A 23313-nucleotide genomic window follows, 5' to 3' on the forward strand; every position below is an offset into this window, starting at 1 on the left:
CAAACAAATACAAACACCGAGGGCTTATATAGCCCATATACTGATTTAAAGTTTCAAAAAGGTCTAAATAGTGTATACAATACCCGTTTTAAGGGGAGGCTAACTGTACGGAGGTGGAGAAGATGGACGAAACAGTTAAACTTAATCATACATGTGTGATTTGTGATCAAGAGAAGAATAGAGGCATTCATCTTTATACGAAATTCATATGCTTAGATTGTGAGAGAAAAGTAATTTCTACATCAACTTCTGATCCTGACTATGCGTTTTACGTAAAAAAACTAAAGAGCATTCATACACCGCCATTATATTCATAGACCTGAAAAGGTCTTTTTTTGTACTCTTAATAATAAAAAGAAGATGAAACTTGTTTAAGGATTGAACGTAGTAGATAATAATATTAAAACTGAGTATAGACACAGGAGTCGATTATCTCATGCAGAGATTTTTTCACTTTTTGATGTGGAGTTTAACTAGCAGTGCGACTTTTGTTTTCATTGGAATATTGAGCTTTTTCGGTTTAAACCAGTCGCTTTTTTTATCTATTGTTTATGGGCTTGCTTCTGGAGCAGCCGTATATATAGCTGGCATCTGGAATGCAAGACGGTTATTTCTTAAAAAGCATGAATTGACAGGAAGAGAGTATGCTTACATTAAGAAAAACTTAGAGGAAGCAAGGCAGAAAATGATCCGTCTTAGGAAAGCCTTGTTTCAGGCTAAAAGCATTCAAATGTTTAAGCAAAATGCAGAAATGCTAAGGATTGTGAGAAGGATTTATCTCCTCACCAAAAAAGAGCCAAAACGGTTTTATCAGGCAGAACGGTTTTTTTATCAAACTCTCGATTCGGTTGTTGAATTGACAGAGAAGTATGCTTTTCTATCATCTCACCCAAAAAAAAGCAAAGAACTGTCGATGTCGTTAAGTGAGACACGCATCACTCTTACTGAATTGACCAAGCGTTTAGAGGAAGATTTAACTCAAGCAATGGGTGATGAAATTGACGAGTTGCAGTTTGAATTAGACGCAGCAAAACATTCATTAAAGAAATAAGGGAAGAGGGTAAGAGCGATGAACCGAGACCAAAGCGACCTTCATATAGATGAATTATTGGCAGATCCTTTTGGTGGTAACATAGAGATACCAGGTTCGGAGGCTGTAAAAGCAGAGAAAGAGCAAGTACGGCTTGTTGATGTTCTTCCTGAGGAAAACAAGGAAAAAGCAATTCAGCTTGCTGGACAGATTGATCATAAAAATATGCAAAGCATTGTCTTATACGGTTCACAAGCTCAATCTAAACTGCTGAACTTTTCTCATGATATGATTAATCATGTTCAAAAGAAGGATGTCGGGGAGATTGGCGAAATACTTGGAGAGCTGATGAAAAAGCTGGAGCAAGTAAATCCTGATGATCTCCAATCTAAGAAAAAGGGTTTTTTGGCACGCATGTTTGGAAGAGTATCAAGTTCTCTTCAAGAGGTGCTGTCTAAATACCAAAAGACCAGTGTGCAAATAGACAGAATCAGCTTGAAGCTGGAGCACTCTAAAAATGCTTTAATCAGTGACAACAAGCTGTTAGAGCAGTTATATGAAAAAAATAAAGAATATTTTGCCGCGCTGAATGTTTATATTGCTGCAGGAGAACTGAAGCTGGAGGAATTAAAAACAAAAACGATTCCTGAACTGAAGCAACAGGCTGAATCGAGTGATCATAACCAAATGGCCGTTCAAGAGGTGAATGATTTAATTCAATTTGCTGACCGGTTAGATAAAAGGGTGCATGATTTGCTGCTGAGCAGGCAAATTACAATCCAAAGTGCACCGCAAATCAGGCTGATTCAAAACACAAACCAAGCGTTAGCAGAAAAGATCCAGTCATCCATTGTGACAGCGATTCCGCTATGGAAAAATCAAGTTGCCATTGCACTGACGCTTTTAAGGCAGCGCAATGCAGTGGATGCACAACAGAAAGTATCTGATACAACCAATGAGCTTTTGCTGAAAAATGCGGAGCTTTTAAAAACCAATACAATTGAAACTGCACGGGCAAATGAAAGAGGCCTTGTTGATATAGATACCTTGAAGAAGGTGCAGGAAAGCTTAATAAGCACGCTTGAAGAAACACTGACTATACAAGAAGAAGGACGAATCAAACGCCGTCAGGCAGAAGAAGAGCTCATGATGATGGAAGGCGACCTGAAACAAAAGCTGCTTACAATAAAGGAAAGATAGTTACCAGTAAGTCTGGCTTTAAGTTCTGTCAGAGGCACGATATAATAAGGTGTAAGAAGACACATTCAAAGGATTGTTTTCATGAACACACCTTTATATAAAGCATTAATTCAACATGCGAGAAGAAATTCTCATTCATTTCATGTTCCGGGACATCACAATGGAGATGTCTTTTTTGATGACGCTAAGTCAATATTCGATCCGCTTCTCACCATTGATGTAACTGAACTGGCAGGACTGGATGATCTCCATCATCCTTCTGGGGTGATTAAGAAAGCTCAGGAGCTTGCCAGTCAATTATATGGATCGGCGGAAAGTTTTTTTCTAGTAAATGGTACGACTGTCGGAAACTTAGCGATGATTTTATCTGTTTGTGAACCTGGTGATACAATTCTGGTTCAAAGAAACTGTCATAAATCTGTATTTCATGCTGTTGATTTGGCCGGTGCTGAGCCGGTTTATCTTGCACCTGACGTTGATTCAGCGATGCATGTGCCTACGCATGTTCCGCTTGGAACAATTAAAGAGGCCCTGGAAGCATATCCAGATGCGAAAGGCTTGGTACTGACCAATCCGACATATTACGGACATAGTGCTGATTTGACTGAGATCATTACTGAAGCCCATCATTACGGGATTCCTGTTTTGGTCGATGAAGCGCATGGCGCACATTTTATTTTAGGTGAACCTTTTCCGCTCTCAGCTTTAAAAATGGGGGCAGATATTGTTGTTCAGTCGGCCCACAAAACGTTGCCTGCCATGACGATGGGTTCTTATTTGCATCTCAACAGCAGCTGCAGGATTAACAGGGATCGGGTGGCAGAGTATTTAAACCGATTACAAAGCAGCAGCCCGTCTTATCCGATTATGGCTTCGTTAGATATTGCCCGCGCTTATGTACAGCATATTATAGAAGAACAAAAGCTTTCTGACATTCTGCAGCGGATAGAAACACTTAAACAAACGTTTGATTCACTTACAAATGCAGAAGCTGTTAACCCTGCTAATCCACTGATCATCACGGATCCGCTAAAGCTCACAATTCGTTCAAAACGCGGGCATTCTGGCTATACGCTGCAAAGCATATTAGAGCGTGCCAACATATTCACTGAGCTTGCTGATGAAAATCAAGTACTGCTCGTTCTCCCATTGGGAGGAAAACGGAGAATAAATGCTGAAACCATTAGAAGCATTGATGAAGAGATTGAGAAAACGCCTCCGGATCAGGCGTTTGTTTCTGCAGAATGGGGAGTGCAGCCTGTTACTGTCTTGCCTTATCCAAAAAAGGTCTTACATTCGTTTAAGAAAGAATATGTGGACTTTGAGGAAGCAGCTGGCCGGCTGAATGCAGAAGATATCATCCCTTATCCTCCGGGTATCCCGATGATTATGGCGGGAGAAAGAATAACAAAAGAAAGTGTGCAAAAGCTAAGCCGCTTGATCAGCATGAAAACGCATGTTCAAGGGAATATGAAAATCAAAGAGAAACAACTACTTGTTTATATAGAAGAGGAGAAATCATGAGCGGTTTATTTATTACATTCGAAGGTCCTGAAGGTGCAGGAAAAACGACTGTTCTGCAGGAAATCAAAAACATACTGACAGCAGAAGGCCTTCAGGTTACGGCAACTCGAGAGCCAGGCGGAATAGATATTGCAGAACAAATTCGAGAGGTTATTCTGAATGAGAACAATACATTAATGGACCCAAAAACAGAAGCTCTCTTATATGCGGCTGCAAGACGCCAGCATTTAGTTGAAAAAGTAAAACCTGCTTTAGAACAGGGGTTTATCGTTCTTTGCGACAGATTCATAGACAGTTCTCTTGCGTATCAAGGATATGCAAGAGGACTTGGAATTGATGAGGTTCTGTCCATTAATGAATTTGCCATTGGAGATATGATGCCCCATGTAACGGTTTATTTTTCAATTGATCCGGAAGAAGGACTGAAGCGTATTTACGCAAACGGCTCACGGGAGAAAAACAGGCTCGATTTAGAGAAACTGGACTTCCATACAAAAGTACAAGAAGGTTATCAAGAGCTGATGAAGCGATTTCCGGAAAGATTTCATTCAGTTGATGCCGGGCAATCCAAAGACCTCGTCGTTCAGGATGTTCTAAAGGTGATCGATGAAGCGTTGAAAAAAATTCAATTGTGACCTGTTTCCCAATAGTTGATATAATAATGTAAACGAGATCACGTTGTTTCCAATCTAAAGGAGGCCTTCACAGATGAAATTGATAGTGGCAGTTGTACAAGATCAGGACAGCAACAGACTTTTGAAAACCTTAACGGATCACAACTTCAGAGTCACAAAGCTTGCAACGACAGGAGGATTTCTTAAATCAGGCAATACAACGTTTATGATCGGTGTCGAGGATATACGCGTCAATAAAGCGTTGAGTCTCATTAAAGAAAACGGGCAGAAACGTGATCAGATGATTGCCCCTGTATCTCCAATGGGTGGAAATGCTGATTCCTATGTCCCTTATCCAGTCGAAGTTGAAGTTGGCGGAGCGACAGTATTTGTCCTTCCAGTCGATGAATTTCATCAATTTTAAGGATCTGAAACTGTGAAAATTAATAAAGATATACGTACATTTATAGATAATAAGCAGATTCCCTCTGTGAAAACATCTGAGATCACAGCATCGTTTAAAACATCAATGGAAAACCAAAGCAGCAAAATGAAGCTTGATCAGCTTACCAGGCTGTTATCTGATATAGAAGCATTTGGAAAAAGGCTAACGAAATCTCGGAATTTTAAAGACTTAGCGAGATTTAAAGGACTTGTGAAACGTTTTGTCAAAGAAGCTGTGGACAGCGGTCTTTCACATGAAACATCGAAAAGCTTTGACCTTTACGGGAACAGCAGAACGCTGGGACTTGTGAAAGAAATAGATGACAAATTGATACAGCTTACGGAAGAGATGATGGATCAGGAAAAACCGGCAATTGATTTGCTGGAGCGTATTGGCGAAATAAAAGGTTTATTAATTAACCTTTACACATAGAGAGTGATACAATGGCAATATCCTGGAAGGAAATGAACGAGCTTCAGCCCAGAGTGATGAAGCTTTTATATAATAGTATTGAGAAGGACAGACTATCACACGCTTATTTGTTTGAGGGGAAAAAAGGAACAGGCAAGCTTGATGCCGCGCTGCTTCTTGCAAAAAGCTTCTTTTGTCTGGAGGGTGGCGCGGAGCCTTGTGAGAGCTGCCGAAACTGTAAACGGATAGAGTCAGGGAACCATCCTGATCTCCATCTTGTTCAGCCTGATGGCTTATCAATCAAAAAGGCGCAAATTCAAGCGCTCCAAGAAGAGTTTTCTAAGACAGGACTTGAATCGCATAAAAAGCTGTATATTATTTCGCACGCAGATCAAATGACAGCAAATGCGGCGAACAGCCTGCTGAAATTTTTAGAAGAACCGAACAAAGACACAATGGCCGTCCTCATCACTGAGCAGCCCCAAAGGTTATTGGATACCATCATTTCAAGATGCCAAACCCTTCCTTTTCAGCCTTTGCAGCCGAAAGCAATTGAAGACAGACTGATCGAACAGGACGTCTCGCCTCATATGGCAAGGCTTCTGGCCAACATGACTAATAATGTAGCAGAAGCAGTCGAATTAAGTCGAAATGATGAGTTTGCAGAGTCTAGAGCGAAAGTGATAAAATTGTATGAAGTCCTACACCAGCGGAAAGGACATGCTTTTTTCTTTATTCAAGATCAATGGATGCCCTTTTTCAAAGAAAAAACCCATCAAGAAATGGGTCTTGATATGCTCTTATTGATATATCGTGATGTGTTGTCCATCCAAATAGGAAATGAAGATAAATTGATTTATCAAGACTTATTCCAATCAATAAAACAGCATGCGCTACAATCAACACAACAAAGCGTTACGAATCAGATACTTGCTGTTTTAGAAGCAAAGAAACGGCTTCATTCCAATGTGAATGTACAAGGATTAATGGAGCACTTGGTGTTAATGTTGCAGGAGGGATAAGCTTGTACAATGTAATTGGTGTCCGCTTTAAGAAAGCGGGTAAAATATATTATTTTGATCCGAATGGATTTCATATAGAACATGACAGCTGCGTAATTGTAGAAACTGTCAGAGGCGTTGAGTACGGCCAGGTCGTAATTGCAAATAAACAGGTGGATGAGCATGATGTGGTGCTTCCCCTTCGAAAAGTGATACGTGTGGCAGACGATCGCGATCTTCTCATTGTAGAAGAAAATAAACAGGAAGCACTATCAGCATTTGATATCTGCCAAAAGAAAGTGATTGAGCATGGCTTGGATATGAAGCTGGTCGATGTTGAATTCACGTTTGATCGCAATAAAGTCATTTTTTACTTCACTGCTGACGGCCGAGTCGACTTTAGAGAGCTTGTAAAGGATTTGGCTTCTATCTTTAAGACAAGAATTGAGCTGCGCCAAATCGGAGTGAGGGATGAGGCAAAAATGCTCGGAGGAATCGGTCCTTGCGGAAGAATGCTTTGCTGTTCAACGTTTCTTGGAGATTTTGAACCCGTTTCCATTAAAATGGCCAAGGATCAGAACTTGTCTTTAAATCCTACGAAGATTTCGGGTCTTTGCGGACGATTGATGTGCTGTCTAAAATATGAGAACGATGAGTATGAGACGGCAAAAGAACAGCTTCCGGATATAGGAGAAATGATTACGACAGCAAACGGTCCCGCGAAGGTCGTCGGACTAAATATTCTGGAACGGGTGCTTCAGGTGGAACTGATAAACCGTGAAAAAGTGATAGAATATACTTGGGAAGAGCTCTTGGAAGAGGGCGTCGTATCCGCACAAACCACAGATTAACGAGGTGTGGAACCTTGGATAAAAAAGAGTTATTTGATACAGTCATTAACTTAGAAGAACAAATTGGTTCACTGTACCGGCAGCTGGGGGATTTGAAGCAGCATATCGGTGAGATGATTGAGGAAAATCATCATTTACAGCTTGAAAACAAGCATTTGCGCAAACGGCTGGACGATACGACGCAGCAGATTGAAAAGTTCAAAGCTGATAAAAAAGAATCAAAAACACAGAAGACAGAGCAAACTGATATAGGGGAAGGATATGATAATCTGGCACGTCTGTATCAAGAAGGATTTCATATCTGCAATGTCCACTATGGTAGTGTTCGAAAAGAAGATTGTCTTTTCTGTCTGTCATTCTTAAATAAAAAATAGGGAAAAGGCTTCCGCATAAGACGGGAGCCTTTTTCAAAGGTACTGAAAGGATAAGAAGATGGTTTCATTACATGATGATGAAAGATTAGATTATTTGCTGGCAGAGGACATGAAAATCATACAAAGCCCAACAGTGTTTGCTTTTTCGTTGGACGCTGTGCTTCTGTCCAAATTTGCGTACGTTCCGATTCAAAAAGGGAAAATTGTTGATTTATGCACCGGCAATGGTATTGTGCCGCTGCTGCTCAGTACAAGATCAAAAGCAGACATTCTGGGAGTCGAAATTCAAGAAAGACTGCATGATATGGCTGTTCGCAGCGTGGAGTATAATAAGTTGGACGATCAGATCCAGATCATACATGATGACCTGAAAAACATGCCGGAGAAACTTGGACATAATCGATATGATGTTGTCACCTGCAATCCGCCGTATTTTAAAACGCCGAAACAAACTGAACAAAACATGAATGAGCATCTCCGAATCGCAAGACATGAAATCCACTGCACGCTGGAGGATGTCATTTCAGTCAGCAGCAAACTGCTCAAGCAAGGGGGAAAAGCAGCTCTTGTTCACCGGCCGGGAAGGCTTCTGGAGATTTTTGAACTGATGAAGGCTTATCAAATCGAGCCGAAACGTGTACAATTTGTCTATCCGAAGCAAGGGAAAGAAGCCAATACCATTCTGGTTGAAGGTATCAAAGGCGGGCGTCCAGATTTGAAAATTCTTCCTCCCTTATTCGTTTATGATGAACAAAATGAATATACAAAAGAAATCAGGACCATTTTATATGGAGACAAATAACCATTTCTTCTACGTCGTGAAATGTAAAGACAATAGCTGGTATGCCGGGTATACCAACGATCTGCATAAACGAGTGAAAACACACAATGATGGAAAGGGCGCAAAGTACACAAAAGTAAGACGTCCGGTTGAATTAATTTTTGCCGAGAGCTTTTCAACAAAGCGGGAAGCTATGCAGGCGGAATATTATTTCAAAAAACTAACTCGGAAGAAAAAAGAGCTTTATATAGAAGAAAAGCGGAACAGCAAGGAGGCTGTATATGTTAAGGCGCCAAATGAGCTTTAATGGAAAGTCGGACATGGGGATTCTTTACTTGGTCCCAACCCCAATCGGAAATCTAGAGGATATGACATTCCGGGCGATCGACACGCTGAAATCAGTGGATGCGATTGCTGCGGAAGATACGAGGCAAACGAAAAAGCTTTGTCATGTATATGAAATTGAAACACCGCTCGTCAGCTATCACGAACACAATAAAGAAAGCAGTGGGCACAAAATTATTGAATGGCTGAAATCGGGAAAAAACATTGCTCTTGTCAGTGATGCCGGTCTGCCGACGATTTCTGATCCAGGAGCCGAAATTGTAAAAGATTTTACGGATATAGGCGGTTATGTTGTTCCGTTGCCGGGAGCAAATGCTGCATTAACAGCTCTTATTGCATCAGGTATTGTACCGCAGCCTTTTTTCTTTTACGGTTTTCTCAACAGACAGAAAAAAGAAAAGAAGAAGGAGCTTGAAGCCCTTAAAAAACGGCGGGAAACGATCATTTTTTATGAAGCGCCTCACAGATTGAAGGAAACCTTGTCAGCGATGGCAGAGATATTAGGAGATCGGGAAATTGCTGTAACGCGTGAACTCACTAAGAAATATGAAGAGTTTATCCGAGGAACGATATCCGAGGTCATTGGATGGGCAAACGAGGATCAGATACGCGGCGAGTTTTGTCTTGTTGTAGAAGGAAGTAATAATGAAGAGGTAGATGAGGAAGAACAATGGTGGGAAACCCTCACTGCGAAAGAACATGTCGAGCATTACATCTCGAAAGGCGCTACGTCTAAAGAAGCCATTAAAAAAGCAGCAGTCGATCGCAATGTACCAAAGCGTGAAGTGTACGATGCTTACCATATTAAGCAATAAAAAAACGTTCTTGTGTCATAACAAGAACGTTTTTTGTACAAGAAATGATTATTTAAGGTTTTGAAGCTGGTTTTGGATTTCGCTGATGATTTGCTCAGCGCCTTCTTTACTAAGAACCAATTTACCGCCTGCAAGTTTAAGGTTATCATCAGAAACTTCACCAGTTACTTGGCAAGTCATGTTTGGTTTATATTTTTTAAGGATGATTTTTTCATCATCAACATAGATTTCAAGAGCATCTTTTTCTGCGATTCCAAGAGTACGACGCAGTTCGATAGGAATAACTACACGTCCTAATTCATCAACTTTACGTACAATACCAGTAGATTTCATAAACATTCTCCTCCCAAGAGATACTTATTTGTTTAAATTATATTTTTCTTCGTCATTATTCGACAAAATCCTTACCTTCATAGCATAACAAGGTTTCCAATAATCGTCAATCATTTTGTTTACTATTGATTGTAAGAATTAGTTCTTATAGTCAGTAATGTCTTAGAAACTACCGAAATAACAGCATTTTATAAATATTTAATAAAGCTATTATCCTACTAAAAATCCTTTTAAATCAAGACTTTCGAACCAAAGTTTTTTATTTCATTTGATTATATACGACAAAATTCGACACGAACAGACTTTTTTTATTTTCATTAAAGATTTTTAATTTTAATTATTCTTTTTCAGGGCGTATGTATATATTCTTGATCTTAAAGGCTAAGATGGTATCATAGATAAAGGATAAATATAAATAATATTCATATATGATTTGCACTTATCGCCGCTCTCGTCCTTTGGGCGGGAGCTTTTTGACATTCTGATTAGGAGGTTTCAAGATGCCGCAAGAAAACAATACATTTTATATTACAACACCGATTTATTATCCGAGCGGAAAATTACATATCGGCCATGCATATACGACAGTCGCGGGAGATGCAATGGCACGTTACAAAAGATTAAAAGGGTTCGATGTTCGCTATTTAACGGGAACGGACGAGCATGGACAAAAGATCCAGCAAAAAGCTGAACAGGAAAACATTACACCTCAGGAGTATGTGGATCGTGCAGTGGCAGATATTCAAAAACTGTGGAAGCAGCTTGAAATCTCAAACGACGACTTTATCCGCACGACAGAAAAACGGCATAAAGTTGTCATTGAAAAAGTGTTTCAAAAGCTTCTTGATAACGGGGACATCTATCTTGATGAGTATGAAGGCTGGTACAGCATCCCTGATGAAACGTTCTACACGGAAACTCAGCTCGTTGATATTGAGCGGAATGAAAAGGGAGAGGTCATCGGCGGAAAAAGCCCTGACAGCGGTCACCCAGTTGAATTGATCAAAGAGGAATCTTATTTCTTCCGCATGGGGAAATACGCGGATCGCCTTCTGAAATACTATGAAGAAAACCCGACATTCATTCAGCCAGAATCACGCAAAAACGAAATGATTAATAACTTTATCAAACCTGGACTTGAGGATTTGGCAGTATCACGTACCACTTTTGATTGGGGCGTGAAGGTGCCGGAAAATCCAAAGCATGTTGTATATGTTTGGATTGACGCACTATTTAACTATTTAACGGCACTTGGTTATGATACAGAAAATGATGAGCTTTATCAAAAATATTGGCCTGCCGATGTTCATTTAGTCGGTAAGGAGATTGTACGGTTCCATACCATTTACTGGCCAATTATGCTGATGGCTCTGGATCTTCCGCTGCCGAAACAGGTATTCGCGCATGGCTGGCTTTTGATGAAAGACGGAAAAATGTCGAAATCAAAAGGAAACGTTGTAGATCCGGTTACATTAATTGAACGCTATGGTTTAGACGAGCTTCGCTATTACCTGCTTCGTGAAGTGCCGTTCGGATCTGACGGTGTTTTCACGCCGGAAGGATTTGTTGAGCGAATCAACTATGATTTAGCGAATGATTTAGGAAATCTATTGAATCGTACTGTTGCGATGATCAATAAGTATTTTGACGGACAAATTGGTTCTTACAAAGGTGCTGTTACGGAATTTGACCAAACGCTCACTTCGGTTGCTGAAGAAACAGTGAAAGCTTATGAGAAAGCAATGGAAAATATGGAGTTCTCGGTAGCACTTTCGACTTTATGGCAGCTCATCAGCCGCACAAACAAATACATTGATGAGACAGCTCCATGGGTGCTTGCGAAAGATCCGGCAAAAGAAGAAGAATTGCGATCCGTTATGTATCATCTCGCTGAATCATTGCGTATTTCAGCGGTACTGCTTCAGCCATTCTTAACAAAAACACCGGAAAAAATGTTCGAGCAGCTGGGCATTACCGATGAATCTCTAAAAGCTTGGGACAGCATTACAACTTTCGGCCAGCTGAAAGATACAAAAGTACAAAAAGGCGAGCCATTGTTCCCTCGTTTAGAGGCAGAAGAAGAAATTGCTTACATCAAAGGGAAAATGCAAGGTTCGGCACCAGCGAAAGAAGAAACAAAAGAAGAAGAGCCGCAAGAGGTCGATCGTTTACCTGAAATTACGATTGATCAATTTATGGATGTAGAGCTTCGCGTAGCTGAGGTCATTGAGGCAGAGCCAGTGAAAAAAGCAGACCGTTTATTGAAGCTGCAGCTTGATCTTGGTTTTGAAAAGCGCCAAGTGGTATCCGGCATTGCGAAGCATTATACGCCTGAAGAGCTTGTTGGAAAAAAACTCGTTTGTGTAACAAATCTAAAACCGGTTAAACTCAGAGGAGAGCTTTCTCAAGGTATGATCCTTGCAGGAGAAGCAGACGGCGTTTTAAAGGTCGTGTCTATCGATCAGTCGTTACCAAAAGGCACAAGAATTAAATAATGATAAAACAAAAGGTGTTTCACGTGTAACAATTCGTCGAACACCTTTTGTGTTTCGACAAGAAAGGAGTTTTTCACTTATGTTGTTTGACACACACGCGCATTTAAATGCAGAACAATATGATACTGATCTTGAAGAGGTTATTGAACGGGCAAAAGCTGAAAAAGTTGAACGAATTGTCGTAGTTGGTTTTGACCGTCCGACGATTACCCGTGCGATGGAAATGATTGAGGAATATGATTTTATTTATGCAGCCATTGGCTGGCACCCTGTTGACGCTATTGACATGACAGAGGAAGACTTAGCGTGGATTAAAGAGCTTTCTGCTCATGAGAAAGTGGTAGCGATAGGAGAAATGGGACTGGATTATCATTGGGATAAATCACCTAAAGATATTCAAAAAGAGGTGTTTAGAAAACAAATCGCCTTAGCGAAAGAGGGCAATTTGCCTATTATCATTCATAACCGTGATGCAACGGAGGATGTCGTGACCATTTTAAAAGAGGAAGGCGCAGAAGCTGTGGGCGGAATCATGCACTGCTTTACAGGAAGTGCGGAAGTGGCAAGAGAATGCATGAAAATGAATTTTTATTTATCATTTGGGGGACCGGTGACATTTAAAAATGCGAAGAAACCGAAGGAAGTAGTGAAGGAAATTCCCAATGACCGGCTGCTGATTGAAACGGACTGCCCGTTTCTCACACCGCACCCTTTCCGCGGGAAAAGAAATGAGCCAAGCTATGTGAAATATGTGGCAGAACAAATCGCCGAATTAAAAGAAATGACCTTTGAAGAGATTGCTTCCATCACGACTGAAAATGCGAAAAGACTTTTCCGTATAAACTGACAAAAAACGCTAGCGGGTTTTGTAAGAGCTTGTCCCTTACAGCGTTTTTCTATAAAAGTTCTACATGCTTTCTTCTCCTCATAGGATAGGTTTGTCGACAAGTCTTTCTTCCGTTTCTCAGTGTATTTCAGGATAATGAAGAGGACACTGAGCTTTTGGGAGAAAGAGAAGGGAGGGTTGACAGCCTTTTAGATACTCTATATAATCTCTCCGAGGAGAAGGAGGCGTTTTTCATCACACAAAAAATGAAAAAGCTGTTTTCCGTAAAGCTTAGCAAAAGCAAAGTCATTCTGGTTGCTGCTTGTTTGCTTTTGGCAGGAAGCGGGACTGCGTACGCGGCTCATGAGCTGACGAAACAATCAGTCTCAGTTTCTATCAATGGCAAAAAGAAACATATACGCACACATGCAAATACAGTCGGTGATCTTTTGGAGACGCTTGATATCAAGACAAGAGACGAAGACAAGATCACACCTGCTAAACAGACAAAGATAACAGCAGACATGGACGTTGTGTATGAGGCTGCAAAACCTGTGAAGCTTACAATAAACGGGGAAGAAAAGACGTTATGGTCAACAGCAAAAACGGTCGGTGCATTACTGGACGAACAAGATGTTGATGTGAAAGAACAAGATCAAATTGATCCCGCAATAGATACAGATATTTCGAAAGACATGAAGATTAACATAGAGCCCGCATTTCAGGTTACTGTGAATGATGCAGGGAAACAAAAGAAGATCTGGACGACTTCGACTACGGTCGCTGACTTTTTAAAACAGCAAAAGATGAACATAAAAGACGAAGATAAAATCAAGCCTGCGTTAGATGCAAAGCTGACGAAAGGAAAGGCTGATATTACAATTACTCGTATCGAAAAGGTCACCGATGTAGTTGAAGAGAAGATTGCGTTCGATGTGAAAAAGCAAGAAGACGCTTCTCTTGAAAAAGGGAAAGAAAAGGTCGTCCAAAAAGGAAAAGAAGGCAAGCTAAAAAAACATTTCGAAGTCGTTAAAGAAAACGGCAAAGAAGTGTCCAGAGAGCTTGTAAAAGAAGAAACAGCTGAACAAAGCAAAGATAAAGTGATTGCTGTCGGCACAAAGCAAAGCAGTCCAAAAGTTGAAACGGTTAGTGCTTCAGGTGATTCAAAAACAGTTGTGTCCCGCAGCAATGAATCAACAGGCAAAGTCATGACTGTATCATCTACGGCTTATACGGCAAGCTGCAGCGGTTGTTCAGGACATACAGCGACAGGCGTCAATTTAAAAAATAATCCGAATGCCAAAGTCATCGCTGTGGATCCAAATGTCATTCCGCTAGGCTCCAAAGTCCACGTGGAAGGCTATGGATATGCCATTGCTGCAGATACTGGTTCTGCGATTAAAGGGAACAAGATAGACGTCTTTTTCCCAGAGAAATCATCGGCGTACCGATGGGGAAATAAAACAGTCAAAATTAAAATCTTAAATTAATATGTACTTATATATTCAGAGGGTTTTGCGCCCTCTGTTTTTTTCGTTATAATAGACAAAGTGCATTTTCTGCTTATTAGACGCTCGACATAAGAAAAAGTTTCATGAATATACAAAAGTTTTTATTTTGTCTTGGAGGAAATAATGAAAATTAAAGAGATCATTGTGGTCGAGGGGCGTGACGATACGGCCCGCATCAAATTGGCTGTTGATGCAGACACAATTGAAACAAATGGTTCAGCCATCGATGATCATGTGATTGACCAAATCCGTTTGGCCCAGAAAACCAGAGGCGTCATTATTTTAACGGATCCGGACTTTCCGGGAGAGAAGATTCGCAAAACCATTTCAGAGGCTGTACCCGGCTGTAAGCATGCATTTTTGCCAAAGCATCTTGCCAAACCTAAAAACAAGCGGGGGATTGGTGTGGAGCATGCATCGGTTGAAAGCATTAGGGCATGTTTAGAAAATGTGCATGAGGAGATGGAAGCGCAGCCGAGTGACATTTCAGCTGAGGATTTGATTCATGCCGGACTAATAGGCGGGCCTGCGGCCAAACGCCGCCGGGAACGACTGGGTGATCTGTTGAAAATCGGCTATACAAATGGCAAACAGCTTCAAAAACGGCTGCAAATGTTTCAAATTAAAAAAAGTGATTTTATGAGTGCGCTCGATACCGTTATGCGGGAGGAACAGAATGAATAAAGATATTGCGACACCGATTAGAACGAAAGAGATACTGAAGAAATACGGTTTTTCTTTTAAAAAGAGCTTAGGACAGAATTTCTTAATTGATACGAACATTTTAAACAGAATTGTTGATCACGCGGAAGTGAGTGAGAAAACAGGTGTCATTGAAATCGGCCCGGGAATCGGGGCTTTAACCGAACAGCTTGCCAAGCGGGCGAAAAAGGTCGTGGCATTTGAGATTGACCAGCGATTATTGCCGATTCTGAAGGATACGCTGTCACCTTACGACAATGTCACTGTCATTCATCATGACGTGTTAAAGGCTGATGTCAAATCGGTCATTGAAGAACAATTTCAAGATTGTGATGAGATCATGGTAGTTGCCAACCTTCCTTATTACGTAACAACACCGATTATTATGAAACTGCTTGAAGAACATCTTCCGCTGAAAGGGATTGTGGTCATGCTGCAAAAAGAAGTGGCTGAGCGCATGGCGGCTGATCCTTCATCTAAGGAATACGGCTCGCTTTCAATCGCGGTGCAGTTTTATACAGAAGCCAAAACGGTGATGATCGTTCCGAAAACCGTATTTGTTCCTCAGCCTAATGTCGATTCCGCAGTCATCCGTTTGATTCTCCGAGACGGCCCGGCAGTGGACGTGGAAAACGAATCCTTTTTCTTTCAGCTCATCAAGGCAAGCTTTGCACAGCGCCGTAAAACGCTGCTCAATAACTTAGTTAACAATCTGCCTGAAGGAAAAGCGCAAAAATCAACGATTGAGCAAGTGCTCGAAGAAACAAATATTGACGGTAAGCGCCGAGGTGAATCCCTGTCTATTGAGGAGTTCGCAGCGCTGTCTAACGGATTGTATAAAGCCCTTTTCTAAAAGGGCTTTTTGTTTTGCGCACCACATGGACTGCCGCTACATAGGCTAGAGAAGGACCTTTCATTCAATGATAAGAAAAAACTTGGACTCAGCGAAAAAAGGCGCTTTCTCAAGGCTCTTTCTTTCATGATGAGGCTTAGTCTATGTGTGGAGTGAGGAACGTGCAATTTCAAATAGGGGATATGGTAGCCAGAAAATCCTATCAGATGGATGTTTTGTTTCGAATTATAAGAATAGAGCAAACAAGCAAAGGAAATTCAATTGCCATTTTGCATGGAGATGAAGTCAGGCTGATTGCTGATTCGGATTTTTCTGATCTGGTAGCAGTGAAAAAAGATGAGCAGATGATGCGGAAAAAGAAAGATGAGAGTAGAATGAATGAGTCGCTCGAATTGCTCCGCCAGGATTATAAACTGCTCAGAGAAAAACAGGAGTACTATGCGACAAGCCAATATCAGCATCAGGAGCATTATTTCCATATGCCGGGCAAAGTGCTTCATCTGGATGGTGACGAAGCATATCTGAAAAAATGCCTGAATGTCTATAAAAAAATTGGAGTGCCGGTCTATGGCATCCATTGCCATGAAAAGAAAATGTCTGCTTCTATTGAAGAATTGCTCGACAAATATCGACCTGATATCCTGGTGATCACAGGGCATGATGCGTATTCGAAGCAAAAGGGCGGCATTGATGATTTGAATGCGTACAGACATTCTAAGCACTTTGTTGAAACTGTTCAAACAGCCCGAAAAAAGATCCCTCACTTAGATCAGCTTGTTATTTTTGCGGGGGCCTGCCAATCCCATTTTGAATCACTCATCAGAGCGGGTGCGAATTTTGCAAGTTCACCGTCAAGAGTCAATATTCATGCGCTTGATCCGGTATATATCGTCGCGAAGATCAGCTTTACGCCGTTTATGGAACGGATTAATGTATGGGAAGTGCTCCGTAATACGCTGACAAGAGAGAAAGGGCTTGGAGGTATTGAAACAAGAGGAGTTCTGAGAATTGGTATGCCTTATAAGTCCAATTAACAGTTGAAAACCTGCATAGGAGAGCTATGCGGGTTTTTTATTTTACATAATGATACATAATTTACCGAAACTTGCGGAACATAATTGAGGAATCATAGAATTTTGTCAAAATAATTTTATTGACAACGTCTTATTAACGTTGATATAATTTAAATTTTATTTGACAAAAATGGGCTCGTGTTGTACAATAAATGTAGTGAGGTGGATGCAATGGCGAAGACGTTGTCCGATATTAAAAGATCGCTTGATGGGAATTTAGGTAAAAGGCTGACGTTAAAAGCAAACGGTGGCCGCCGAAAAACGATTGAGCGTTCGGGCATTTTAGCTGAGACGTACCCTTCTGTTTTTGTGATACAACTAGATCAAGACGAGAACTCGTTTGAAAGAGTTTCATACAGTTATGCTGATATTTTGACTGAGACTGTTGAGCTGACATTTAATGATGACGCCGCAAGCTCAGTGGCATTTTAACGGGCAGTGAACCTTTTGTTTACTGCTTTTTGTTTTGCCCTTTTTTGGTTTCCAATAATTTTAACGAAAGTTCCATCTGATTTAACAAAAGATAAAACAGTCACATATTATCGTGACGTGCACGAATGGCTATCACTTCTAAAAAAGGGGTTGTTTCGTTTGGGCAGACGTCGTGGAGTTATGTCAGATGAGTTTAAATATGAGCTTGCTAAAGACCTTGGTTTTTATGACACAGTAAAAAATGGCGGCTGGGGCGAAATTCGGGCTCGCGATGCCGGTAACATGGTAAAGCGCGCTATAGAAATCGCCGAACAGCAAATGGCTCAGAATCAGAATAACCGATAAGGATGTGACCCGGGGGACGTGCTGTTCCCTGGTTTTTTATTTTGGATATAAATACATAATGGGCTGAATATGGATATGTTCATCCTGTACTTCAAATGTGATACAATGTTCATACTTATGTTTAGATGGAGAAGTAGGTGAAAGCTATGCGTATTTTAGAAAAAGCGCCAGCTAAGATCAATCTGTCACTTGACGTCACCCGAAAACGCCCGGATGGCTATCATGAAGTCGAAATGATCATGACGACAATTGATTTAGCTGATCGAATTGAATTGACGGAGCTTGCAGAGGATGAAGTGAGGGTTTCCTCCCACAACCGATTTGTGCCTGATGACCAAAGAAACTTAGCTTATCAGGCTGCCAAGCTGATCAAGGACAGATACAACGTGAAAAAGGGAGTTTCCATCATGATTACGAAGGTAATTCCGGTGGCTGCCGGTCTTGCCGGCGGAAGCAGTGATGCGGCGGCGACACTCAGAGGGCTGAACAGACTGTGGAATTTAAATCTGTCCGCGGAAACGCTTGCTGAGCTTGGAGCGGAAATTGGCTCTGACGTTTCATTTTGTGTCTATGGCGGAACTGCATTAGCAACAGGGCGCGGCGAGAAAATTAAACATATAAGCACGCCTCCGCACTGCTGGGTCATTTTAGCGAAGCCGACAATCGGTGTTTCAACTGCTGAAGTGTACAGAGCGCTGAAACTGGATGGTATAGAGCATCCCGATGTACAAGGCATGATCGAGGCGATAGAAGAGAAGAGTTTTCAGAAGATGTGCAGCCGTTTAGGCAATGTGCTTGAATCTGTTACACTCGACATGCATCCTGAAGTTGCGATGATTAAAAACCAGATGAAACGCTTTGGTGCAGATGCCGTGTTAATGAGCGGGAGCGGCCCGACAGTATTTGGACTGGTTCAGTATGAGTCGAAGGTGCAGAGAATTTATAACGGGTTAAGAGGCTTCTGCGATCAAGTTTATGCGGTGAGAATGATCGGCGAACAGAACGCTCTTGATTAAATCCGTATGTTAAGTTATATTGATCTTAAAATATTCGGATTTTGGGGGTAAGTTCATGAAGTTTCGTCGCAGCGGCAGATTGGTGGACTTAACAAATTATTTGTTAACCCATCCGCACGAGTTAATACCGCTAACCTTTTTCTCTGAGCGGTATGAATCTGCAAAATCATCGATCAGTGAAGATTTAACAATTATTAAACAAACCTTTGAACAGCAGGGGATTGGTACTTTGCTTACTGTTCCCGGAGCTGCCGGAGGCGTTAAATATATTCCGAAAATGAAGCAGGCTGAAGCTGAAGAGTTTGTGCAGACACTTGGACAGTCGCTGGCAAATCCTGAGCGTATCCTTCCGGGCGGTTATGTATATTTAACGGATATCTTAGGAAAGCCATCTGTACTCTCCAAGGTAGGGAAGCTGTTTGCTTCCGTGTTTGCAGAACGCGAAATTGATGTTGTCATGACCGTTGCCACGAAAGGCATCCCTCTTGCGTATGCAGCTGCAAGCTATTTGAATGTGCCTGTTGTGATCGTTCGTAAAGACAATAAGGTAACAGAGGGCTCCACAGTCAGCATTAATTACGTTTCAGGCTCCTCAAACCGCATTCAAACAATGTCACTTGCGAAAAGAAGCATGAAAACGGGTTCAAACGTACTCATTATTGATGACTTTATGAAAGCAGGCGGCACCATTAATGGTATGATTAACCTGTTGGATGAGTTTAACGCAAATGTGGCGGGAATCGGCGTCTTAGTTGAAGCCGAAGGAGTAGATGAACGTCTTGTTGACGAATATATGTCACTTCTTACTCTTTCAACCATCAACATGAAAGAGAAGTCCATTGAAATTCAGAATGGCAATTTTCTGCGTTTTTTTAAAGACAATCTTTTAAAGAATGGAGAGACAGAATCATGACAAAAGCAGTCCACACAAAACATGCCCCAGCGGCAATCGGGCCTTATTCACAAGGGATTATCGTCAACAATATATTTTACAGCTCAGGTCAAATCCCTTTGACTCCTTCAGGCGAAATGGTGAACGGCGATATTAAGGAGCAGACTCATCAAGTATTCAGCAATTTAAAGGCGGTTCTGGAAGAAGCGGGTGCTTCTTTTGAAACAGTTGTAAAAGCAACTGTATTTATCGCGGATATGGAACAGTTTGCGGAAGTAAACGAAGTGTACGGACAATACTTTGACACTCACAAACCGGCGAGATCTTGTGTTGAAGTCGCGAGACTCCCGAAGGATGCGTTAGTCGAGATTGAAGTTATTGCACTGGTGAAATAATAAGAAAAGTGATTCTGGGAGAGCCCGGGATCACTTTTTTATTTACCTTATGCCCGAAATGAAAGCTTTATGACCTAATTGTGTAACTATATCCTATTTTTTCAAAAAATATTTTAAAAACGAGCAGGATTTCAGAAAAAATCGTGGAATTGATACACTAATGCTTTTATATAGGGAAAAGGTGGTGAACTACTGTGGAAGTTACTGACGTAAGATTACGCCGCGTGAATACCGATGGTCGCATGAGAGCGATTGCATCCATCACGCTGGATCACGAATTTGTTGTACATGATATTCGTGTGATTGATGGAAACAATGGTCTTTTCGTTGCGATGCCGAGTAAACGCACCCCTGATGGAGAGTTCCGCGATATTGCTCATCCTATTAATTCAAGCACGCGAGGAAAGATTCAAGATGCCGTGTTAAATGAGTATCATCGTCTGGGTGACACTGAAGCATTAGAATTCGAAGAAGCTGGAGCTTCTTAAAAAATAACCAAAAAGCAAGGACTGCTGAAAGGGCTGACATAAGCCTTTTGCCGGCGGTCCTTTTTTAATTCTGATTTTTCAAACTTAGTTGCACTCAATAGAAAATTCTTGCACTTCATGAAGTCTCCTTGAAATCAGAAGATATTTAGGATATATTTTTCTATGGATAAAAGGGATATTGGAGGCCAATAAATGGATAAGCGGTTTGCAGTTGTTTTAGCGGCTGGACAAGGAACGAGAATGAAATCGAAGCTTTATAAAGTCCTTCATCCAGTTTGCGGTAAGCCTATGGTAGAGCACGTCGTGGACGAAGCCATAAAATTATCTTTATCAAAGCTTGTCACGATTGTCGGACATGGTGCGGAAGAAGTGAAAAAGCAGCTTGGTGATAAAAGCGAGTACGCGCTTCAAGCAGAACAGCTTGGCACTGCTCATGCTGTAAAACAGGCACAGCCATTTCTTGCTGACGAAAAAGGCGTCACAATTGTCATTTGCGGAGATACGCCGCTTTTGACAGCAGAGACGATGGAACAGATGCTGAAAGAACATACACAAAGAGAAGCGAAAGCTACGATTTTAACTGCGGTTGCAGAAGATCCAACCGGATACGGCCGCATTATTCGCAGCGAAAACGGAGCGGTTCAAAAAATCGTTGAGCATAAGGACGCCTCTGAAGAAGAACGTCTTGTTACTGAGATCAACACCGGTACGTATTGTTTTGACAATGAAGCGCTATTTCGGGCTATTGATCAGGTGTCTAATGATAATGCCCAAGGCGAGTATTATTTGCCGGATGTCATAGAGATTCTTAAAAATGAAGGCGAAACTGTTGCCGCTTACCAGACTGGTAATTTCCAAGAAACGCTCGGAGTTAATGATAGAGTTGCTCTTTCTCAGGCAGAACAATTTATGAAAGAGCGCATTAATAAACGGCATATGCAAAATGGCGTGACGTTGATCGACCCGATGAATACGTATATTTCTCCTGACGCTGTTATCGGAAGCGATACTGTGATTTACCCTGGAACTGTGATTAAAGGTGAGGTGCAAATCGGAGAAGATACGATTATTGGCCCTCATACGGAGATTATGAATAGTGCCATTGGCAGCCGTACGGTTATTAAACAATCGGTAGTCAATCACAGTAAAGTGGGGAATGATGTAAACATAGGACCTTTTGCTCACATCAGACCTGATTCTGTCATCGGGAATGAAGTGAAGATCGGGAATTTTGTAGAAATTAAAAAGACTCAATTCGGAGACCGAAGCAAGGCATCTCATCTAAGCTATGTCGGCGATGCTGAGGTAGGCACTGATGTAAACCTGGGCTGCGGTTCAATTACTGTCAATTATGATGGAAAGAATAAGTATTTGACAAAAATTGAAGATGGCGCGTTTATCGGCTGCAATTCCAACTTGGTTGCCCCTGTCACAGTCGGAGAAGGCGCTTATGTGGCGGCAGGTTCAACTGTTACGGAAAATGTACCTGGAAAAGCACTTGCTATTGCCAGAGCGAGACAAGTAAATAAAGACGATTATGTGAAAAATATTCATAAAAAATAATCCTAAATTCGGAGGTTTATCCATGTCTAATCAATACGGAGATAAGAATTTAAAGATTTTTTCTTTGAATTCGAATCCAGAGCTTGCAAAAGAAATCGCAGATATAGTTGGAGTTCAATTAGGGAAATGTTCTGTCACAAGATTTAGTGACGGGGAAGTCCAAATTAATATCGAAGAAAGTATTCGCGGATGTGATTGTTACATCATCCAGTCTACAAGTGACCCCGTTAACGAGCATATTATGGAACTGCTGATTATGGTAGATGCGTTAAAACGCGCTTCTGCAAAAACGATTAACATTGTTATTCCTTATTACGGTTATGCGCGTCAAGACAGAAAAGCAAGATCCCGTGAGCCAATCACAGCTAAACTTTTCGCTAACCTGCTTGAAACAGCCGGTGCGACTCGTGTGATTGCACTTGACCTGCATGCGCCGCAAATTCAAGGATTCTTTGATATACCGATTGACCACTTAATGGGTGTTCCGATTTTAGGAGAATATTTTGAAGGCAAAAATCTTGAAGATATCGTCATTGTTTCACCAGACCATGGCGGTGTGACACGTGCCCGCAAACTGGCTGACCGACTAAAAGCGCCAATTGCGATTATCGATAAACGCCGTCCGCGTCCAAACGTGGCGGAAGTCATGAATATTGTAGGTAACATCGAAGGGAAGACTGCTATCCTCATCGATGACATTATTGATACTGCAGGTACGATTACACTTGCTGCTAATGCGCTCGTTGAAAACGGAGCGAAAGAAGTATATGCATGCTGTACACACCCTGTACTATCAGGCCCTGCGGTTGAACGGATTAATAATTCAACAATTAAAGAGCTTGTTGTGACAAACAGCATCAAGCTTCCTGAAGAAAAGAAAATTGAACGCTTTAAGCAGCTTTCAGTCGGACCGCTTCTGGCCGAAGCGATTATTCGCGTTCATGAGCAGCAATCAGTCAGCTATCTGTTCAGCTAAACCATTTTTCGAGGTTTAAATC

General features: G+C 41.4%; 28 protein-coding genes. 27 read left to right on the forward strand and 1 reads right to left on the reverse strand.

What is annotated here, in order from left to right; translation table 11 throughout:
- Nucleotides 1-122 precede the first annotated feature (122 nt).
- From csfB to rsmI, 13 genes are all read left to right on the forward strand, one after another.
- A complete protein-coding gene (gene csfB / locus MHB62_RS00180) occupies nt 123-317 on the forward strand; it encodes an anti-sigma-G factor (RefSeq protein WP_003243294.1) in 195 nt (64 codons plus the stop codon).
- A gap of 119 nt (nt 318-436) precedes the next feature.
- The gene (locus tag MHB62_RS00185) at nt 437-1051 is read left to right on the forward strand and encodes a 5-bromo-4-chloroindolyl phosphate hydrolysis family protein (RefSeq protein WP_015253019.1); all 615 of its coding nucleotides are present in this window, start codon (nt 437-439) and stop codon (nt 1049-1051) included.
- Nucleotides 1052-1069: 18 nt separating this feature from the next.
- Complete coding sequence (locus MHB62_RS00190) at nt 1070-2230, forward strand: toxic anion resistance protein (protein WP_015715091.1); 1161 nt, start codon at nt 1070-1072, stop codon at nt 2228-2230.
- Nucleotides 2231-2311: 81 nt separating this feature from the next.
- Complete coding sequence (locus MHB62_RS00195) at nt 2312-3754, forward strand: aminotransferase class I/II-fold pyridoxal phosphate-dependent enzyme (protein WP_015715092.1); 1443 nt, start codon at nt 2312-2314, stop codon at nt 3752-3754.
- Complete coding sequence (gene tmk / locus MHB62_RS00200) at nt 3751-4389, forward strand: dTMP kinase (RefSeq protein ID WP_015715093.1); 639 nt, start codon at nt 3751-3753, stop codon at nt 4387-4389. The genes MHB62_RS00195 and tmk overlap by 4 nt, the downstream gene beginning before the upstream one ends.
- A 73-nt stretch (nt 4390-4462) precedes the next feature.
- Entirely contained in the window at nt 4463-4792 is a 330-nt protein-coding gene (gene darA, locus MHB62_RS00205) for a cyclic di-AMP receptor DarA (RefSeq protein ID WP_003242755.1), read from the forward strand.
- A gap of 12 nt (nt 4793-4804) precedes the next feature.
- On the forward strand, nt 4805-5245 hold the full coding sequence (locus tag MHB62_RS00210; protein ID WP_009966249.1) for a YaaR family protein: 441 nt from the start codon (nt 4805-4807) through the stop codon (nt 5243-5245).
- Nucleotides 5246-5256: 11 nt separating this feature from the next.
- Nucleotides 5257-6246, forward strand: a complete 990-nt coding sequence (gene holB / locus MHB62_RS00215) for a DNA polymerase III subunit delta' (protein WP_003244417.1) — start codon at nt 5257-5259, stop codon at nt 6244-6246.
- Nucleotides 6247-6248: 2 nt separating this feature from the next.
- Complete coding sequence (gene ricT / locus MHB62_RS00220; protein ID WP_003243571.1) at nt 6249-7076, forward strand: competence/sporulation regulator complex protein RicT; 828 nt, start codon at nt 6249-6251, stop codon at nt 7074-7076.
- Nucleotides 7077-7090: 14 nt separating this feature from the next.
- A complete protein-coding gene (gene yabA / locus MHB62_RS00225; protein ID WP_003218308.1) occupies nt 7091-7450 on the forward strand; it encodes a replication initiation-control protein YabA in 360 nt (119 codons plus the stop codon).
- Nucleotides 7451-7508: 58 nt separating this feature from the next.
- Nucleotides 7509-8252: a tRNA1(Val) (adenine(37)-N6)-methyltransferase gene (locus tag MHB62_RS00230; protein WP_003244526.1), complete on the forward strand. Its 744-nt coding sequence runs from the start codon at nt 7509-7511 to the stop codon at nt 8250-8252.
- Nucleotides 8239-8538, forward strand: coding sequence for a GIY-YIG nuclease family protein (locus MHB62_RS00235; protein WP_003242983.1), 300 nt, complete (start codon nt 8239-8241; stop codon nt 8536-8538). Before MHB62_RS00230 ends, MHB62_RS00235 begins: the two co-directional genes overlap by 14 nt.
- A complete protein-coding gene (gene rsmI / locus MHB62_RS00240) occupies nt 8513-9391 on the forward strand; it encodes a 16S rRNA (cytidine(1402)-2'-O)-methyltransferase (RefSeq protein ID WP_019712967.1) in 879 nt (292 codons plus the stop codon). The genes MHB62_RS00235 and rsmI overlap by 26 nt, the downstream gene beginning before the upstream one ends.
- A 48-nt stretch (nt 9392-9439) precedes the next feature.
- Here the strand turns inward: rsmI and abrB are convergent, their stop codons facing one another.
- The gene (abrB, locus tag MHB62_RS00245; protein ID WP_003226760.1) at nt 9440-9730 is read right to left on the reverse strand and encodes a transition state genes transcriptional regulator AbrB; all 291 of its coding nucleotides are present in this window, start codon (nt 9728-9730) and stop codon (nt 9440-9442) included.
- A gap of 494 nt (nt 9731-10224) precedes the next feature.
- Between abrB and metG the strand changes: the two genes are divergently transcribed.
- The 14 genes from metG (at nt 10225) to MHB62_RS00315 (ending at nt 23291) form a co-directional block, all read left to right on the forward strand.
- Entirely contained in the window at nt 10225-12219 is a 1995-nt protein-coding gene (metG, locus tag MHB62_RS00250; protein ID WP_032723079.1) for a methionine--tRNA ligase, read from the forward strand.
- Between the two features lie 79 nt (nt 12220-12298).
- Nucleotides 12299-13066 (forward strand): TatD family hydrolase, encoded by a 768-nt coding sequence (locus tag MHB62_RS00255; protein WP_019712378.1) that lies wholly within the window; start codon nt 12299-12301, stop codon nt 13064-13066.
- Nucleotides 13067-13221: 155 nt separating this feature from the next.
- The gene (locus tag MHB62_RS00260) at nt 13222-14535 is read left to right on the forward strand and encodes a ubiquitin-like domain-containing protein (protein ID WP_015715099.1); all 1314 of its coding nucleotides are present in this window, start codon (nt 13222-13224) and stop codon (nt 14533-14535) included.
- A gap of 144 nt (nt 14536-14679) precedes the next feature.
- Nucleotides 14680-15240, forward strand: a complete 561-nt coding sequence (rnmV, locus tag MHB62_RS00265) for a ribonuclease M5 (RefSeq protein ID WP_015253010.1) — start codon at nt 14680-14682, stop codon at nt 15238-15240.
- Nucleotides 15233-16111 carry a 16S rRNA (adenine(1518)-N(6)/adenine(1519)-N(6))-dimethyltransferase RsmA gene (gene rsmA / locus MHB62_RS00270; RefSeq protein ID WP_032723081.1) on the forward strand — a complete coding sequence of 293 codons (879 nt, stop codon included), beginning with the start codon at nt 15233-15235 and terminating at the stop codon, nt 16109-16111. Before rnmV ends, rsmA begins: the two co-directional genes overlap by 8 nt.
- Nucleotides 16112-16272: 161 nt before the next feature.
- A complete protein-coding gene (gene prtG / locus MHB62_RS00275) occupies nt 16273-17145 on the forward strand; it encodes a sporulation-specific protease PrtG (RefSeq protein WP_015382563.1) in 873 nt (290 codons plus the stop codon).
- A gap of 210 nt (nt 17146-17355) precedes the next feature.
- On the forward strand, nt 17356-17616 hold the full coding sequence (veg, locus tag MHB62_RS00280) for a biofilm formation stimulator Veg (protein WP_003218330.1): 261 nt from the start codon (nt 17356-17358) through the stop codon (nt 17614-17616).
- 159 nt (nt 17617-17775) lie between these two features.
- On the forward strand, nt 17776-17961 hold the full coding sequence (locus tag MHB62_RS00285) for a small, acid-soluble spore protein, alpha/beta type (RefSeq protein WP_003218333.1): 186 nt from the start codon (nt 17776-17778) through the stop codon (nt 17959-17961).
- Nucleotides 17962-18107: 146 nt separating this feature from the next.
- The gene (ispE, locus tag MHB62_RS00290; RefSeq protein WP_003226742.1) at nt 18108-18977 is read left to right on the forward strand and encodes a 4-(cytidine 5'-diphospho)-2-C-methyl-D-erythritol kinase; all 870 of its coding nucleotides are present in this window, start codon (nt 18108-18110) and stop codon (nt 18975-18977) included.
- A gap of 55 nt (nt 18978-19032) precedes the next feature.
- Complete coding sequence (gene purR, locus MHB62_RS00295) at nt 19033-19890, forward strand: pur operon repressor (protein ID WP_003218342.1); 858 nt, start codon at nt 19033-19035, stop codon at nt 19888-19890.
- Nucleotides 19887-20264: a 2-iminobutanoate/2-iminopropanoate deaminase gene (ridA, locus tag MHB62_RS00300; RefSeq protein ID WP_015715103.1), complete on the forward strand. Its 378-nt coding sequence runs from the start codon at nt 19887-19889 to the stop codon at nt 20262-20264. Before purR ends, ridA begins: the two co-directional genes overlap by 4 nt.
- A gap of 194 nt (nt 20265-20458) precedes the next feature.
- Complete coding sequence (spoVG, locus tag MHB62_RS00305) at nt 20459-20752, forward strand: septation regulator SpoVG (protein ID WP_003218346.1); 294 nt, start codon at nt 20459-20461, stop codon at nt 20750-20752.
- A gap of 192 nt (nt 20753-20944) precedes the next feature.
- On the forward strand, nt 20945-22315 hold the full coding sequence (glmU, locus tag MHB62_RS00310; RefSeq protein ID WP_220562326.1) for a bifunctional UDP-N-acetylglucosamine diphosphorylase/glucosamine-1-phosphate N-acetyltransferase GlmU: 1371 nt from the start codon (nt 20945-20947) through the stop codon (nt 22313-22315).
- Nucleotides 22316-22337: 22 nt separating this feature from the next.
- Entirely contained in the window at nt 22338-23291 is a 954-nt protein-coding gene (locus MHB62_RS00315) for a ribose-phosphate diphosphokinase (RefSeq protein WP_003218353.1), read from the forward strand.
- Nucleotides 23292-23313 lie beyond the last annotated feature (22 nt).

This window comes from Bacillus sp. FSL K6-0255 (assembly GCF_045040725.1).
Taxonomy (GTDB): domain Bacteria; phylum Bacillota; class Bacilli; order Bacillales; family Bacillaceae; genus Bacillus; species Bacillus subtilis.

Coding starts and splice junctions, on each gene's coding strand:
- csfB (WP_003243294.1), top strand. CDS start 123: ATGGACGAAACAGTTAAACTTAATCATACATGTGTGATTTGTGATCAA.
- MHB62_RS00185 (WP_015253019.1), top strand. CDS start 437: ATGCAGAGATTTTTTCACTTTTTGATGTGGAGTTTAACTAGCAGTGCG.
- MHB62_RS00190 (WP_015715091.1), top strand. CDS start 1,070: ATGAACCGAGACCAAAGCGACCTTCATATAGATGAATTATTGGCAGAT.
- MHB62_RS00195 (WP_015715092.1), top strand. CDS start 2,312: ATGAACACACCTTTATATAAAGCATTAATTCAACATGCGAGAAGAAAT.
- tmk (WP_015715093.1), top strand. CDS start 3,751: ATGAGCGGTTTATTTATTACATTCGAAGGTCCTGAAGGTGCAGGAAAA.
- darA (WP_003242755.1), top strand. CDS start 4,463: ATGAAATTGATAGTGGCAGTTGTACAAGATCAGGACAGCAACAGACTT.
- holB (WP_003244417.1), top strand. CDS start 5,257: ATGGCAATATCCTGGAAGGAAATGAACGAGCTTCAGCCCAGAGTGATG.
- MHB62_RS00230 (WP_003244526.1), top strand. CDS start 7,509: ATGGTTTCATTACATGATGATGAAAGATTAGATTATTTGCTGGCAGAG.
- MHB62_RS00235 (WP_003242983.1), top strand. CDS start 8,239: ATGGAGACAAATAACCATTTCTTCTACGTCGTGAAATGTAAAGACAAT.
- rsmI (WP_019712967.1), top strand. CDS start 8,513: ATGTTAAGGCGCCAAATGAGCTTTAATGGAAAGTCGGACATGGGGATT.
- abrB (WP_003226760.1), bottom strand. CDS start 9,730: ATGTTTATGAAATCTACTGGTATTGTACGTAAAGTTGATGAATTAGGA.
- metG (WP_032723079.1), top strand. CDS start 10,225: ATGCCGCAAGAAAACAATACATTTTATATTACAACACCGATTTATTAT.
- MHB62_RS00255 (WP_019712378.1), top strand. CDS start 12,299: ATGTTGTTTGACACACACGCGCATTTAAATGCAGAACAATATGATACT.
- rnmV (WP_015253010.1), top strand. CDS start 14,680: ATGAAAATTAAAGAGATCATTGTGGTCGAGGGGCGTGACGATACGGCC.
- rsmA (WP_032723081.1), top strand. CDS start 15,233: ATGAATAAAGATATTGCGACACCGATTAGAACGAAAGAGATACTGAAG.
- veg (WP_003218330.1), top strand. CDS start 17,356: ATGGCGAAGACGTTGTCCGATATTAAAAGATCGCTTGATGGGAATTTA.
- ispE (WP_003226742.1), top strand. CDS start 18,108: ATGCGTATTTTAGAAAAAGCGCCAGCTAAGATCAATCTGTCACTTGAC.
- purR (WP_003218342.1), top strand. CDS start 19,033: ATGAAGTTTCGTCGCAGCGGCAGATTGGTGGACTTAACAAATTATTTG.
- ridA (WP_015715103.1), top strand. CDS start 19,887: ATGACAAAAGCAGTCCACACAAAACATGCCCCAGCGGCAATCGGGCCT.
- glmU (WP_220562326.1), top strand. CDS start 20,945: ATGGATAAGCGGTTTGCAGTTGTTTTAGCGGCTGGACAAGGAACGAGA.
- MHB62_RS00315 (WP_003218353.1), top strand. CDS start 22,338: ATGTCTAATCAATACGGAGATAAGAATTTAAAGATTTTTTCTTTGAAT.